Origin of the sequence: Lishizhenia sp. (genome assembly GCF_033720595.1) — a bacterium.
Taxonomy (GTDB): Bacteria; Bacteroidota; Bacteroidia; order Flavobacteriales_D; family Crocinitomicaceae; genus Lishizhenia.
In genome coordinates, this window is record NZ_JAWWCF010000011.1 from 1 (window position 1) to 15,588 (window position 15,588).

The 15,588-nt window shown below is 37.1% G+C and carries 13 protein-coding genes; 5 read left to right on the forward strand and 8 right to left on the reverse strand.

The genetic code is table 11. The features are described 5' to 3' along the window. Positions 1 to 104: SiaC family regulatory phosphoprotein (locus tag R3333_RS01645; protein WP_318956856.1), on the forward strand; the 104-nt coding region annotated here is incomplete at its 5' end. A 1-nt stretch (position 105) separates the two neighbouring features. Continuing rightward, positions 106 to 696, forward strand: a complete 591-nt coding sequence (coaE, locus tag R3333_RS01650) for a dephospho-CoA kinase (RefSeq protein ID WP_318956834.1) — start codon at positions 106 to 108, stop codon at positions 694 to 696. Here the strand turns inward: coaE and R3333_RS01655 are convergent. Then, positions 678 to 1,346 (reverse strand): hypothetical protein, encoded by a 669-nt coding sequence (locus R3333_RS01655; protein WP_318956835.1) that lies wholly within the window; start codon positions 1,344 to 1,346, stop codon positions 678 to 680. The genes coaE and R3333_RS01655 overlap by 19 nt on opposite strands. 112 nt (positions 1,347 to 1,458) lie before the next feature. On the opposite strand from R3333_RS01655, the gene R3333_RS01660 reads away from it, so the two are divergent. Next, positions 1,459 to 3,588 (forward strand): S46 family peptidase, encoded by a 2,130-nt coding sequence (locus tag R3333_RS01660; protein WP_318956836.1) that lies wholly within the window; start codon positions 1,459 to 1,461, stop codon positions 3,586 to 3,588. Between the two features lie 2 nt (positions 3,589 to 3,590). Beyond that, entirely contained in the window at positions 3,591 to 4,955 is a 1,365-nt protein-coding gene (locus R3333_RS01665) for a M20/M25/M40 family metallo-hydrolase (protein ID WP_318956837.1), read from the forward strand. A 15-nt stretch (positions 4,956 to 4,970) separates the two neighbouring features. On the opposite strand, the gene R3333_RS01670 is transcribed toward R3333_RS01665, so the two are convergent. Then, the gene (locus R3333_RS01670; protein WP_318956838.1) at positions 4,971 to 5,255 is read right to left on the reverse strand and encodes a hypothetical protein; all 285 of its coding nucleotides are present in this window, start codon (positions 5,253 to 5,255) and stop codon (positions 4,971 to 4,973) included. Positions 5,256 to 5,459: 204 nt separating this feature from the next. Here R3333_RS01670 and R3333_RS01675 point away from each other — a divergent pair, with 204 nt between their 5' ends. Further along, the gene (locus R3333_RS01675) at positions 5,460 to 6,689 is read left to right on the forward strand and encodes an ATP-binding protein (protein ID WP_318956839.1); all 1,230 of its coding nucleotides are present in this window, start codon (positions 5,460 to 5,462) and stop codon (positions 6,687 to 6,689) included. 49 nt (positions 6,690 to 6,738) lie between these two features. On the opposite strand, the gene R3333_RS01680 is transcribed toward R3333_RS01675, so the two are convergent. The 6 genes from R3333_RS01680 to R3333_RS01705 all read right to left on the reverse strand — a co-directional run bounded on the left by R3333_RS01680 (position 6,739) and on the right by R3333_RS01705 (position 15,588). Beyond that, the gene (locus R3333_RS01680) at positions 6,739 to 7,644 is read right to left on the reverse strand and encodes an AAC(3) family N-acetyltransferase (protein WP_318956840.1); all 906 of its coding nucleotides are present in this window, start codon (positions 7,642 to 7,644) and stop codon (positions 6,739 to 6,741) included. Continuing rightward, positions 7,644 to 8,432 (reverse strand): hypothetical protein, encoded by a 789-nt coding sequence (locus tag R3333_RS01685; RefSeq protein WP_318956841.1) that lies wholly within the window; start codon positions 8,430 to 8,432, stop codon positions 7,644 to 7,646. Before R3333_RS01685 ends, R3333_RS01680 begins: the two co-directional genes overlap by 1 nt. Next, on the reverse strand, positions 8,433 to 10,529 hold the full coding sequence (locus R3333_RS01690) for a WG repeat-containing protein (RefSeq protein WP_318956842.1): 2,097 nt from the start codon (positions 10,527 to 10,529) through the stop codon (positions 8,433 to 8,435). It abuts the gene before it with no gap. Positions 10,530 to 10,673: 144 nt separating this feature from the next. Next, on the reverse strand, positions 10,674 to 11,849 hold the full coding sequence (locus R3333_RS01695) for a DEAD/DEAH box helicase (protein WP_318956843.1): 1,176 nt from the start codon (positions 11,847 to 11,849) through the stop codon (positions 10,674 to 10,676). A gap of 1 nt (position 11,850) precedes the next feature. Next, positions 11,851 to 14,295, reverse strand: coding sequence for an endopeptidase La (gene lon / locus R3333_RS01700; protein ID WP_318956844.1), 2,445 nt, complete (start codon positions 14,293 to 14,295; stop codon positions 11,851 to 11,853). Positions 14,296 to 14,433: 138 nt separating this feature from the next. Next, on the reverse strand, positions 14,434 to 15,588 hold the full coding sequence (locus R3333_RS01705; RefSeq protein ID WP_318956845.1) for a putative sugar nucleotidyl transferase: 1,155 nt from the start codon (positions 15,586 to 15,588) through the stop codon (positions 14,434 to 14,436).

The following is a 15,588-nucleotide window of genomic DNA, read 5'->3' on the forward strand; positions in this document are numbered from 1 at the left end:
ATTGGTTCTTTGAGGAAGACGATGAGGATATGGAAGAGGCTGGTGAAGATTACCAGGCTATTATTGAGTTACCATTTACTATGGTTGAAGTAGACGAAATCTAGTATGACAGCCTTAAAAGTTGGAATTACTGGAGGAATTGGAGCTGGAAAATCCATTGTTTCAAAGGTTTTTGAACACCTCGGCTACCCTGTTTTTAATTCAGATCAAGTTGCTAAAGAATTGATGGCAAACAATTTTGAAATAAAAAAAGGCATTGTCCAATTATTTGGTGAGAAAGCTTATCTCGATGGTCAACTCAATAGAGCTCATTTATCTGACATCGTTTTTAAGGATAAATCAAAAATAGAAGCACTCAACCAACTTGTGCACCCCGCTGTACGTGCAGCATTCGATGAAGCTGCTTCTCAAAGTGTCGCTCCGCTGATCTTTAATGAAGCAGCCATCCTGTATGAAACAGGAGCCTATAAAAAATTCGATCATATTATTCTGGTGACCGCTGATGAGGAAATAAGAATAAAGCGCACCATGTCCCGAGATAACAGCTCAGCAGAAGCTGTTAAAGCTCGCATGACCAATCAAATGACTGACGAAGAAAAAAGAGCTTTTGCTCCTTTTGAAATAAAAAATGACGGCAAACAATTGGTCCTCCCTCAGGTCTTACAATTTATAGCAGACTACTCCACTTCCTCGTAATCGTCAAAGTCATCATCTCCTCGGTTTTCCAAGCCACTTCTATTGGGATGATTTGGTCCACCAGTATTATTTCGACCAGGAATACCTAGCAACATTTGAATTCCATTTACTAGTTTCAGCAGTATAGAAACCATAAAAAAGAACCCCACCACTTTGAAAACAAAACCAAAAATGGGCGTATCTTCTATATTCAAAATACTATTGTAAAACCAATTACTTACTGGATTTTGAGAAAAGCTAGGTTCTATAATAAATAAGATAAAAAAGCCTAGAGAGAGTAAAATTACTATTCCTTCTGTCTTCTTATTAAAGGTCTCACCACCTCCTCTATTCATTAATCTTCCCTGCAATTGAACGAAGGCATTTCTCACCTCTGCATTCTGATACTTACCCAAGAAATACATGAGCAAAACTCCACCCGCAACAACTAACCTTGGATAATTTATCATACCATCTTCTTGATAGACACAAAAAAGGAAGGTAACATCCACCAAAAAGAAATAACGAATAAGTTTTAAGATATAGGTCTCTACTTGAGATTTTGGAGCAACTCCTCTCAACAAGCTTATTCCGGCATTAATGATCCACCATATAAATCCAAATATGGCGAAAACAACGCCCAAACGAAAAATAAAATTTAAAGTATCCACACTACAAAAATGCAATTTCTAAACCATTTACAAAGCAATTTTTAGGCTTTTCCTTGACACTTTGGTATATTTACCTCGCAGAAAATTGAAGCACAACTATAATAAAAATTACATGAAAAAATTACTCTTGATTTTATGTGTAGGAATCGGATTCTTCGGTAGATCTGAAGAAGGAATGATTATTCCTACCCTACTTTCAGCGTTTGAATCTGACATGCAAGCCATGGGGATGAAATTAAGCGCTGAAGACATCTATGATGCAAACAACGCAAGTATTAAAGATGCGGTTATGCACTTTGGAGGAGGATGTACCGCTGAGATCGTTTCTGATCAAGGTTTAATGCTTACCAATCACCACTGTGGGTTTTCACAAATCAATGCGCACTCTACCTTAGAAAACAACTACTTGAAATATGGTTTTTGGGCAAAATCTAAAGCAGATGAGTTAGCAAACCCTGGACTAACGGCAACACGTATGGTGCGTATAGAAGACGTTACGCGTGCTACCTTGGCTGGTACCGAAGATTTAAGTGGTAAGGATTTGGCAATGAAAATCAGAACAAACATTGCTTTATTAGTATCTGAAGCAACGAAAGGAACCCACTACTCTGCTGAAATCAAGCCTTTTGATTACGGAAACAGTTACTACCTATTAGTAAAAGAAGAGTTTTTAGACGTTCGTTTAGTTGGAGCTCCACCGTCATCAGTAGGAAAATTTGGAGGAGACACAGATAACTGGGTATGGCCACGTCATACGGGTGATTTTTCTGTATTTAGAATCTACGCAGGAGAAAATAATGAACCTGCAGAGTATAGCGTTAACAACAAGCCTTACCAACCTTTACACTACCTCCCTGTATCTGTAAAAAACAGAAAAGAGAACGATTTCACGATGGTTTTTGGTTTTCCAGGAAGAACCTACCAACACACAATTTCAAGTGAATTAGCCTTCATCATTGACACGCAAAGACCTGCACAAATTAGAATGAGAGATCATTCTTTATCTGTAATTAAACCAGCGATGAAAGCTTCGGAAGCTACAACATTACAGTATGCTTCTAAACAATCTAGAATTGCCAATGCATGGAAAAAATGGATAGGACAGATAGATGGTTTAAAGAGAAATGATGCCGTTGCTAAAAAACTAGCATATGAAAAACGTTATACAGAGCAAGCTAACCTTAACAGAAACTGGAAAGAAAAATACGGAACTGTTGTTGCAGACTTGAATGCTTTGGCCAAGGAATATAACAATGCGAATTTTGCTTACGAAATGTTTATTGAATATGCCTACTACGGTCCGGAAGCCATTCGTACAGCGCGTAACCTCTACGCTAAACTTATCGATACAGCAACTTTTAAAAATGAGGAAAAATTGGCTCAATTAAAAGCTGATTTAATGGCGAGTGCTGAAGGTCATTTCAAAAACTTTGACGCCACTATTGACAAAGAGATTTTCAAATTGCAAACTGCCGAATATATCAAGCATTTAGACGAAAGCATGATGCCTGAGATTCTTAAAGGGATGAATGTAAACGAGTTTGCTGAAAACGCTTACAAAAAATCAATTACAGCCAATAAAGAAAAATACATCAAGTTCATTGAAAAACTAAGCTTAAAATCTGCAAAGAAATTCAAGAAAGATCCAATGTTCCAATTGTACAAAGATGTTGATCAAACCTTTAGAGCTACCGCTTTGAATGATGTACGCGAATACAGTGCTAAGAAAAATGAGTTAATGAAAACGTATGTAGCCGGTAAATACGAAATGTTCCCAGACGATAAACACTGGGCAAATGCCAACTCTACTTTGCGTGTTACTTATGGTAAATTGGAAGGAAGTTACCCGACAGATGGAATCAAATACACACCGCATACGACGTTAAAAGGACTTATCGAAAAATACAACACAGGAAACCCTGACTTCGAGGTATTGCCGCGTATGTTAGAGCTTTATGAAGCTAAAGATTACGGAGACTATGCGCAAGACGGTGAACTTTGGGTATGTTTTACAGGATCTAATCACACCACAGGAGGAAACTCGGGATCTCCGGTTTTAGATGCTGAAGGAAACTTAGTTGGATTAAACTTCGATAGAAGCTGGGAAAGTACGATGAGTGACTACATGTTTGATGCGTCTCGTTGTAGAAATATTACAGTTGACGTACGTTACGTTTTGTGGATTATGGACACATACGCTAATGCGGGTCACCTAGTAGAAGAAATGACTTTAATAAAGTAAATATGAAGTACATCAGTTTGTTTATTCTTTTAACTGCATTGGTTACTGCCCAAGCACAAAATGCGGACAGTGTTTTTATTAAATCACTTTACAATAAAGCTTTAACAGAAGGTAAAGCCTACGAAGACTTGCGCAGTTTATGTAAAGATGTTGGAGCCCGTTTATCAGGTTCGGCAGAGGCAGATATGGCCATCAAATGGGGAATGAACAAACTGATGTCTTATAACTTTGACACCGTTTATTTACAAGAAATTGAAATTCCACACTGGGAGCGCGGTTCAAAGGAAGCAGCTTGGATAGAAACGAGCAAAGGTGAAATTATAAAACTAGACATTTTAGCCTTGGGAGGATCTGTACCAACGGAAGGACTCATCACTAAAGACCTCGTTTATTTTAAAGATTTGAATGCGCTCAAGGCTGCAAAAAAGAAGGACATTGAAGGAAAAGTAGTCTTTATCAATCAAGCCATGGATGCCACGCAAATCACAACTTTCAAAGCCTATGGAATGTGCTGGCCTATGCGCGGTTTAGGTGCAGTTGAAGCTTCGAAAAAAGGAGCAACTGCCGTTGTAATTCGTTCGCTTGGATTACCTCAGGACGACCATCCCCATACAGGATCTATGGTCTATAAAGACGATGTAGAAAAAATACCGGCGGCAGCCCTTTCTACAAATTCAGCCAATTTATTAGCAGAGCGATTACAAGAAGAAACTTTACAAATCTCATTACAGTTAAACTGTAGAACCTTGCCTAATCGCAAATCCTTTAATGTAATTGCAGAAATGTGGGGAAACGAGAACAAGGATGAAATCATCACATTCGGAGGACATTTGGACAGTTGGGATGTTGGTGAAGGTGCACACGATGATGGAGCCGGAATTGTTCATGCCATGGAAGCGTTACGTTTATTAAAGGAAGCGAACTATCAACCAAAGCATACCTTAAGATGTGTTTTCTTTATGAATGAAGAAAATGGAAACATGGGAGGTAAAACCTATGCAAACTGGACGTTTGAACGAGGAGAAAAACAAATTGCTGCAATTGAAAGTGACCGAGGAGGATTTGCACCAAGAGGTTTCTCATGTGATGGTTCAGCAGATCATATTTCATGGTTAAAAAGCTTGGCACCAGTACTTAAACCCTACGAGTTACACAAATTTGAGAAGGGTTACGGAGGAGTCGATATCAATCCGCTTAAAGAGAACTATCCAGATATAGCTCTTTTCGGTTTTGTACCAGATTCACAACGCTACTTCGATTTTCACCATACAGCAGACGATGTATTTGAAAATGTACATAAAAGAGAATTAGAATTGGGATGTGCAAGTATGGCTGCTTTCCTGTTCTTAATCGACCAAGGATTTTAAGATACGGTTATAGAGCTATTCGTAAGCAATAACAAAGATGTCTTCATCTTCTTTTTTGAACATCTTTTTTTCTCGCGCAAATTTTTCAAGAGCATTTATATCACTCAATTCATCCAAAACAGCTTTTGTTTGTTTTAGTTGAACTTCCATATAATCTCTTTCTTCTCTTAATTCACTGAGTTTTGCTTTTTGATGAAAGATGGTTATGATATCCACATCATCCAAAAACAAAATATAAACCAAAAAGATACTAAAGGTTATGACGTATTTATTTCTGAAATATTTGAGTCGCTTAATCACGGTATAAAGCTCTTAATTTCCTTTCATAAATCCATACCCTTAGGTTCAAACTTATAAACAGCCCGACCTTAGTATCTCAATTCACAAGACTTGAACTATTCAACACGAATAAAGGTTATTTTAGCCTTGAACAATGAACGCTTTATCGAATTAATAAAAAAGCGACTTTAAGGATTCTTTAATTTGAGTATTAATAGGGGGTACATGCGTTTTAAAAAATACATATTGTTAGGGTTAATATTACTGCTCGTGGTAATATCCAACGCAGAGTTCATTATGAACCAGAATAAGATTCACAATAAGTACAGACAATGGACCAAACAAGCCAATGTAGAAAAGCTTCAAAGTGAAACAATTCTTTATGAGTATTACCAAAATACGAATTCAGAAAATGTACAATTTAACCTTGACAACAGTATTCAAAAACTCCAGGAGATGAATAATTCTTTCATGGCGAATAACACCTGTGAGGAATACATAAATTTCAAAACATTCATTAACGAAAAAATTGTTCGGTTAAAAGAGGTCTATCAAAAAAATAACCCAAACACAACTCCCTTTATATTTACGAATATCATTACGGGAATACAAGAACAATTAGACTTGATTATAGAGCATTTCGAAAAGGAAGAAAGTAACAAAATAGCTAAGGTTCATCTTTTTCAAATATTATTCAATATAATGGCGCTCCTAATCGTAAGCTATCTTTTCTATTCAGGAATCTTGCGCTCAGAAAGAAAGTGGGCGAGTTTGAAGGAAGAACAAGAAGCGTCTATTAACACCCTTCGTTCTCAACAAACACAAATTGGAGAAAACGTATTTGTGCAATCTTCTACGCTTAAAGAACACATAGAAAATTTAGAAGCTCTCATTCGCTCTTCCGAGCAATTTACTCCTGAGGTGCAAGACCTTATAGAAGACAACTTGTACGAAATAAAAAATACGCTAAATAGCATGAATTTGTATTTTCAATCTAACGTTCAAGAGAAAAATTTAAACACGAACCTCACTCCAGCATTCATTGCGCTTATCAACTATTTTGATTTAGAAAACAACGTTCACGGTATACCTAAAGAGGACATTTGGGTAAAATGTGACAGTCAAGATATTTTACTGTTTTTGAAATTTCTTTTTAAAACCATCAAGGAAAATAAAAAGGAGAACGAAAATCTGCACATAACCCTAGAAGAAAAGCGCACCGATGAATTTGTAGAGATCGTAATTCGCGACAATGGTAAAGGGATACACCCCGATGTTATGCCTAAACTGTTTCAATTAAATCCAACGTTGGAAAATGACAGAAACTACAATACTTCGTTGACCTTTCAATTCGCGTTGCTCCAAAAGATTATTAATGATTATCAAGGTGAATTTAAAGTGGATTCTGAATGGAATAAAGGAACCACTTATCGCTTCAAGCTAGCATTGGCGTAATAAGAGCTACTTCAAATAAAAAGACAAAAAAGCATCCCCTCCCTTCTCTTTAAAGCTCCTCTCCATTTGGAGTATACATGGTAATCCCTTCTTTTTCGTAGTAATAAATCATGTGCTCTAGCATTTTCTTTGCATCAAAAAGATAGGTTTTTGCCTTTCCAACTTTCACTTCTTCTGCCACACCTTTCTCAACAAAAAGTGGAAGGAGCTCATCACATTTTCTTTTCGCAGAAAATTCTGGATTGTGAACCTTGGTGCTAATCTGAGAAACATTTCCGTGAGCATCTTTCATCTCTACCGTAAACTCTTCGTGATAATAGACAGGATATTTAAATTCCTCCACGGCATCTTCCATACAGTGTAAACTTGTTCCTGCATTATCCAGACTAACACCTATGTATAGAATCTTTCCACCCTTATGTGCTAATTTGTACCAAGGAGAGTTCTTTGCATAGGGAGTATGATCTAAATGATGTTCATTCGTAAAATAGACGGCATCTTTTCCTACACAACTTACAGGCTCTGTTGGATGTAAACTTCTTATTGCATTCGGTAATTTTCTAAAATACTCAGTTATTGCACCCAAGGCACTTTTATCGTGATTCACATCAAAACAAGTTAAGTTTCTTATGTAATCTAATTGTAATGAACCATTTGGTGAATTAGGCATTAAAAGGTTTCCTTCTGATCCCAAACAAGTTAGTAAAGCATCTACTACAGCCTTTGGTCCACCTTCTACAAATCCTATTTTAGATAAACTAGAATGCACCAATAGGTTATCTCCCTCTACAATTCCTATGGATTTAAAATTTGCAATAAGGTCATCTTTTGTAATTACTTGCCCCTTCTTTTTTTGATTTTTAAGGGCGGCATTCACTTTCTTTTTCTTGTACTTGCGAAATGCATTAAGTAAAAACTGAGGAGTATTGCTCCTTACAAAATCTCTAAGTGCCATTATTGATAAATAAAGGTGTATTTGATATATCCGTTTTGACTTCTTGGCGCACTCTCTGAATAATTAAACCTAGAAATAGACGCGTATTCTTCTGCTTTTGAAATCATACAGGCATTAGCATTCGTACTTCGTTTAGCATCATATTTAGCAGAAATCACCTTTCCATTTTGTCCTACTTTAATATCTACCACAACTACTCCGTCAACATTTCCACAAGTATACCCTGGATTCCTTATGTACCAATCATTATTGTTCAATGGCGTACGTTTTGTCAACTGAAAACTCACCATGGTTTCAGCCTTTATTCCTTGCGAACTCGATGCCTGATTTTGTGTTTTAGATTTCGTTTTTGTTGGAGGCTCTGGTTGACTTTCATTTTCGGTGATATCCATGTTGCTTTCAGAAGGTTTACTCCCCTCTTTTTGTCCAGCAATCTCTTGTTTCATCGCCTCCTCTACATCATATGCATTTTGAGAAGGGTCGGTCACAGAAGATGTATAGTTTTCCGGTCTTTCAACTTTTTCTCGCGTATCGTCTACATTTTGCACCATGTTCTTAACTTCTTTAGACATGTCGTACAATTCTTGTTCTGCAGGTGTCTCTATTTGATCAGGTGTAATTTCTATATCCTCTTTTTCGTCGTACTTCCCTTCAAAATTCCATTTTTCGTAATCTACTTTTTCTTCATAGGTTGCGATCTGAAAATAAAAAAACAAGGCAACGTGTACTCCCAATGTTGCGAGTATACCGTATTTATGTTTCTCTATGAAGGCTGCGAATTTATACACTTATTGGATTGAAATAAAACGATTCGTACTGATTTGATAATAACTAAATGCCTCACCTGCGTACAAGATCAATAGATCATCATCTTGACGCTTTATTCTTTGGTAAATAGGAGGAACGATAACCTCTCCTTTAACGTTCACAATTCCCATTCTATTGTTCTGGGTAACGATAAGTAACTCATCTGTTAAGTAACGGATATCCATATATTCTGCCGGTATAACAAACTCTCCCGTTTCGTTAATGGCTCCGTATTTACTGTTTTGTTGTACTATCCCTATTCCCGATCTAAAGCTTTCTGCATATTCATATTGGTAAGGAATAATTAAACGCGTAGTTAAGTTGGTATACCCCCAACCATTTCCTTTCGTAATAGCTATCAATTTTCCATAGTCTCCTACATAAGTAAACACCGCAGGAATAACAACTTTACCCAAAGAATCTATCATACCGAATTTTCCTCCTTGGTTCACACGTGCATAGTTATTTTTAAACTCAGCTAATTCCTGTGCATTGTCGAAAACATCAAAAACTTGTGCATCAATGATCATATTTCCGCGTGCATCTACGTATCCAATTTTACCATTCTTCATGAATAGAATACGATTAGATGAAAGCACACCAATCTCATCCAGTGGTTCTAAAATTACCTCATCGTAATTCACGTCCACTAATTTTTGATAGCCATACTTTTTCGCTTTCAATACCTCATCAGAAAGCCAAATCAAATCTTCATAGCGCGGCTGTAAGTAAAAACTCCCGTCCTTATAGATATATCCAACTTTACCGTTTTCAATAACCTTTGCTACTCCATTGTTAAATGAATATGCCTCTTGGTAAATTGGGTCGAGTACTGTACTTCCAAAAGCATCGTAATAACCATACATTTGCCCCTCTTTTTGTCCGTAACAAACTCCTTCCATGTACGGACCTAAATCTTCAAATATCGCAGGAATGACCATCTCTCCAGTTCGGTCTATCATTCCCATTTTACCATTCATTTCAATCACAGCCCTACCATTGATAAAGTCATAAGCGTCGTCAAATACATAATCAACAACCTGAACTCCCGTTTTATCAATGAAACCGTACAGACCTTCTTTTTCAACAATGGCCATACCTTCTTTAAAGAAACCAGCTGAAGCAAATTGTGCCTCTACTACTAATTTCCCTTTCGAATCCATGTACCCGAATTTCCCATCTACTTGAATGGGTAATAGATCTTCCTCTACCAAGGCCAATTCTTTTTCGACTTTATCTCCGAATGGAAACGCTGGATACTTCTTTTTAAACTTCTCTATGCTTGCCTTTGAATAATCTACGGTTGAAAGTTTGTACAACTTCATCCATGCTTCATTCACCCTAGGATGTTGAGAATATCTACTTACAAACTGTGCATATTCTTCAATAGAGTGATTGGGGATACTTAATTCATACACTTGATCTTGCGCAAACTTTCTGTAAGGAGAGTTCGGGTAGCTTAAAGAAAACTTATGATAAGCCTCTACTGTACCCTCTTTGGTATTTTCTGAGAATTGAGTTCTGAAATAATCACGCTGAATTTCATCTGCAAAAACAGAAGTAGGGTATTTACTCAAGAATGCCTGGTACCCTTTATTACTGTCTTCGGCTTTTGCAATGATGTACGCCAATTGGTCTCTTAAGAAGATTGCACTATCTACGTATTCACTTTCTGGGTGATTGTTGATATAATAATTGTATCGCTCTATAGAATTCTCGTCTTGAACTTTAAAGAAATACTTTTCGTTAATGTCCTTTTTCAAACTTCTCAAAGAATCTATAGAATAACCATAGCTTTCTTTATATTCTAGAATTGTTTTCGGCTCTAAATCAATGTAAGAATTAATGGCTGTATTCACCATTAAATAAGCTTTATCTAAATCTGTGAAAGGGTTATCCCCTCTACTGTAAAGTGCAGCCAAAGCAAAACTAGCTATGGTAGAATCCTTTCGAATTACCTTTTCTAACTTCTCTTTTGCTTCGAAGTAATTGTACTCTTGCATGGCCTCAAAACCTTTCTTTGTAGCACACCCTGCAATCAATACAGTACCCAGGAAAAAATATAATGCTTTCTTCATTTTAGTTGTATCAAAAATATTAAGAAATGATTTTCTGATTAGGTCCAAAAATAAGAAAAGCAGATTGATTTATTATCTGCTTCTCTTCTTTTACCATTTATCTTTTGTTCCTAATTCTTCGTTTGCTTTTTTGAGGAGACTTTGTCAGTCATCTGTACCGTCATCACTGTCATCAATAATGGATTTATACTCCATTTTAGAGATTTCATAAACTTCTATCTCGTTACCTGTGAACTCTTCAATAGCTTTTAGATATTCTTGTTCTTGCGGACTACAAAATGCGATGGCCCATCCCTTTTCTTTTCCACGTCCAGTTCTACCTACACGGTGAACATAATTTTCAGGTTCTTCAGGTAAATCATAATTTACAACGTAACCTACTCCAGGAATATCAATCCCTCTAGCTGCAACATCTGTAGTTATCAAAACCTTACACTCACCAGACTTAAATTTAGAAAGGATGGAAAATCTATCTTTCTGTTCAACATCTCCATGTATCGTTTCCGCCTCTATTGCTACACGCTCCATGGCCTTTTTAACACGTTCTGCCCTCACTTTGGTACGCACAAAAACAATTAACTTTTGCTCTTCGTTTTCTTTGATTAAATTCTCCAAGAAGAAGCGTTTGTCATCCATTTCAACATGAGCAACACTGTGCTCAATATTTTTAGCAACAGGATTTTTAGGGGAGATTTGAATTCTAATGGCATTACGCACTAGATCGTACGCCAATTCTTTAATCTTTTTATTAATCGTCGCTGAGAAGAAAAGCGTTTGACGTTTTCTTGGAATATGACGCATCACATCTTTAATATCCTTGATAAAACCAAGATCTAACATGTGATCGGCCTCGTCTAAAACCAACACTTTCAATGCCGTAATATCCAAGTGCTTCTGGGCAATTAAATCGAACATACGACCAGGCGTTGAAATCACAACATCCACTCCGTTATTCAATTGTGCAATTTGTTGATCTTGCTCAACACCTCCATAAATCGCAGCGACCTTCACTTTAATGTGCTTGGCAACATCTTTATACACCTCTTCGATTTGTTTGGCCAACTCACGGGTTGGAACCATCACCAAGGTATGTACCGATTTCTTAGCGTACTTACTTTGTTTGTTTTGCAGTATCAACTCTAAAGTTGGAATTACAAAACTTGCCGTTTTACCGGTACCCGTTTGCGCAATGGCCAACACATCTTCTCCATCCAAAATGGGTTTTATGGCTTTAAATTGTATATCTGTTGGACGATTCCATCCTAAAGCCTCTAACCTTTCTTTAATCTCAGGAGCTATTTTGTAATCCTTAAACTTCATCTTAATCTATACTAACTGGATTTTTAACCTTCGTTTCTAATAACGCAATATCTAAAACTTCTTTCATATTCGTTACAAAATGGAAAGTTAATCCTTTTAGATAATCTTCTTTTATTTCTTCAACATCTTGTCTGTTCTTTTCACACAAAATGATTTCTTTAATTTTTGCTCTCTTCGCTGCGAGGATTTTTTCTTTGATTCCTCCTACAGGCAATACTTCACCTCTCAAGGTAATTTCACCTGTCATGGCCAAGTACTTCTTCACTTTACGTTGTGTGAATAAACTCGCCAAAGATGTCAACATAGTTATACCTGCTGATGGACCATCTTTTGGAGTAGCACCTTCGGGCACGTGAATATGAACGTTGTGATTCTCGAATACTTCTTGCTTCAATCCGAACCAATCGGCGTGTGCTTTTAAATATTCTAAAGCAATCACGGCACTTTCTTTCATTACATCTCCAAGGTTACCCGTTAAGGTTAATTTCCCTTTTCCTTTGGTAACTAAGGACTCGATGAATAATATATCTCCTCCTACTGAAGTCCACGCTAAACCTGTTACAACCCCAGCCACATCGTTGTTGTTGTATTTGGTTCTACCTCTACCTGGACCTAACACTTTTTTAATGTGCTCAAGGTTCAATTTGATTACGTATTCCTCTTCTAAAGCAATTTGCTTTGCGCGGTTACGTACCAATTTAGAAATGATTTTATCCAATCCTCTTACACCACTTTCTGCCGTGTACTCTTCTACAACAAACTCCAGCAATTTTCTAGAGATGCTGAATTGATTTTTCTTCACACCATGGTTTCCTAATTGTTTAGGAATTAAGTGTTGTTTGGCAATTTCTATTTTCTCCTCAACGGTATATCCATTCACTTCAATGATTTCCATACGGTCTCTTAATGGACCTTGAATAGTACTTAAATCATTGGCTGTAGCGATAAATAAAACATTTGATAAGTCGTATTCCGTTTCAACGTAGTTATCGTAGAACTCTGTATTTTGCTCAGGGTCTAAAACCTCTAATAAAGCTGATGATGGATCTCCGTGATTACTTCTACCCAACTTATCAATCTCATCTAATACGAAAACAGGATTTGAGCTTTTTGCCTTTTTAATGTTTTGGATAACACGTCCTGGCATAGCACCAATATATGTTTTTCTGTGCCCGCGAATCTCACTTTCATCGTGCACTCCACCTAAAGACATACGTACATACTCTCTCCCTAAAGACTCCGCAATACTTTTCCCTAAAGAAGTTTTACCCACACCTGGAGGTCCGTAAAAACAAAGGATAGGAGATTTCATATCTTTTTTCAACTTCAATACGGCAAGGTATTCTAAGATACGCTCTTTCACCTTTTCTAAACCGTAGTGATCCCTATCTAAAATTTTAGCAGCTCGCTTAATATTTAAATTATCCTTAGAGTATTCTCCCCATGGAAGCTCCAGTAATAAATCCAAATAATTTAACTGTACCGTATACTCTGCCGACTGTGGATTCATACGTTCCACTTTTTGCAATTCTTTCAAGAAGATTTCCGAAACTTTCTTGTTCCACTTCTTCTTTTCGGCACGTTCTTGCATACGCTTGAACTCTTCCTCCTGCGGATTACCACCCAATTCATCTTGGATGGTTCTCATTTGCTGGTGCAAGTAGTACTCACGTTGTTGCTTGTCTAAATCTTGTTTAACACGCGTTTGAATTTCGTTACGCATTTCCAAAGCTTGCGCTTCAGCTGTTAAGTGTTCTAACACTTTCATTGCTCTCGTCTTCAAATCACTTTCTTCCAACATTTCTTGCTTTTGCGTTACATCAGCATTCATGTTAGATGATATGAAGTTCAATAAGAAAGTGGGACTTTCTATATTCTTAATCGCAAATTGTGCTTCAGAAGGAATATTTGGAGAATCCTTGATGATACGTAAAGCCAAGTCTTTCATTGTATCAATGATGGCATTGAACTCCTCGTCTCCCTCAGGGAATTTTGCTTCTTTAAAATAAGAAACCTTTGCTTTAAAATAAGGTTCTGATTGAACAGGAGTTTCCAATCTAAAGCGTCTTTTTCCTTGTATAATTACAGTACTCGAACCATCAGGCATCTTTAAAAGACGAACGATTTGAGCTACTGTTCCAACCTCGTGCATATCTGCAAACTCAGGTCTTTCTTCTGCCGAATTCTTTTGAGAAAGAACTCCGATAATCTTAGAACCTTCATTTGCCTCTTGAATCAATTTTAAGGATTTATCTCTTCCTACAGTAATGGGAATTACTACCCCTGGAAACAATACATTATTTCTCAAAGGAAGTATAGCTAACTCCTCAGGAAAATCCTGGTTGTTCATTGTTTCCTCTTCCTCTGGTGTGATTAATGGAATAAACTCTGCGTCGGCATCCATGGGACCATTAAAATTGAACATAGAATCAAAAATTTTACTCATATTATTAAAAGGCTTGCGCCATTATGTCAGTGTATATAAAAAATATCCGCCTCATACACCTTAAAACGATGCATGTAAAAGCGGATATATAATGTGGCAACTGCTGTGCCAAGCAAATGTTTATGTAAAATTGGCGTATTAGTGACTAAAGTTGTCAGCTATATAACCCAAGATTTCTCTTTCTTCGTCAGTCAACACTAGAGATCTTCTTCCCATCATGTTTTCTGCAACTTCAAAAGCTTTGTCTAGTTTAAAATTCACGAATCCGTCGCTACCTCCCCATGCAAAAGATGGAATATATTTCGGTGGAAAATCACCTCCATAAACATTCGCAGAAACCCCAATTACGGTAGCTGTATTAAACATGGTATTGATACCACATTTACTGTGATCTCCCATGCATACGCCCATAAATTGAACATCTGTTGCATCTATGCTTTCGGTTTCATAGCTGTAGGCTTTCACCAATCCATAGTTATTTTTAAGGTTGGATGAATTGGTATCTGCACCTAGGTTACACCACTCTCCTACTAATGAATTTCCTAAGAAGCCATCGTGACCTTTGTTAGAATAAGCTTGGAAAATAACGTTATTCACTTCACCTCCCACTTTACAGTGCTCTCCTAAACTTGTTGGTCCGTAAACCTTCGTAGCTAATTTCAAAGCACTGTGCTCTGCCATCGCCAAAGCTCCTCGAACTACAGAACCTTCCATAATCTCTGCGTCTTTACCTACGTAGATTGGTCCTGAAGTAACATTTAAAATACTTGCCTCAACTACAGCTCCCTCCTCCAAAAAGATTTGAGATGCATCTCCAATTAAAGTATTGGTTGCAGATAAGGGTTCACTTGATTTCCCTTTAGTATAAGTTGCAAAGTCTGCAGCCAAGACCTCAGCATTTTTCTGGTATAAATGCCAACGCTCTTCTAGCACAACCACATCCTCTATCTGAGTCTGTTTTGCACTATCTAAGCTTAAGTGTTCTCCTCTAAAAACAATCCATTCTTCTCCTTGAAAAATAGCTTCACCTGTCTCCAAGTTTTGCATTTTGTCTACAAGGTCTCTAGAAGGAATACATGCTGCATTTACAAAGAAGTTATCCTCTTTGATTACTGCTGGATATTTCTTGCTTAAATAAGCTTCAGTTACATAGCTAATTTGTGCATCTGGCACATACATTTCCCAACGTTGGTTGTTGGTAAACATACCCATGCGTAAATTCCCCACTGGCCTAGTTAAAGTCAGTGGAGCAAATTTCAAATGTTTTCCGTTATCGTGAAGAAGGATATTCAT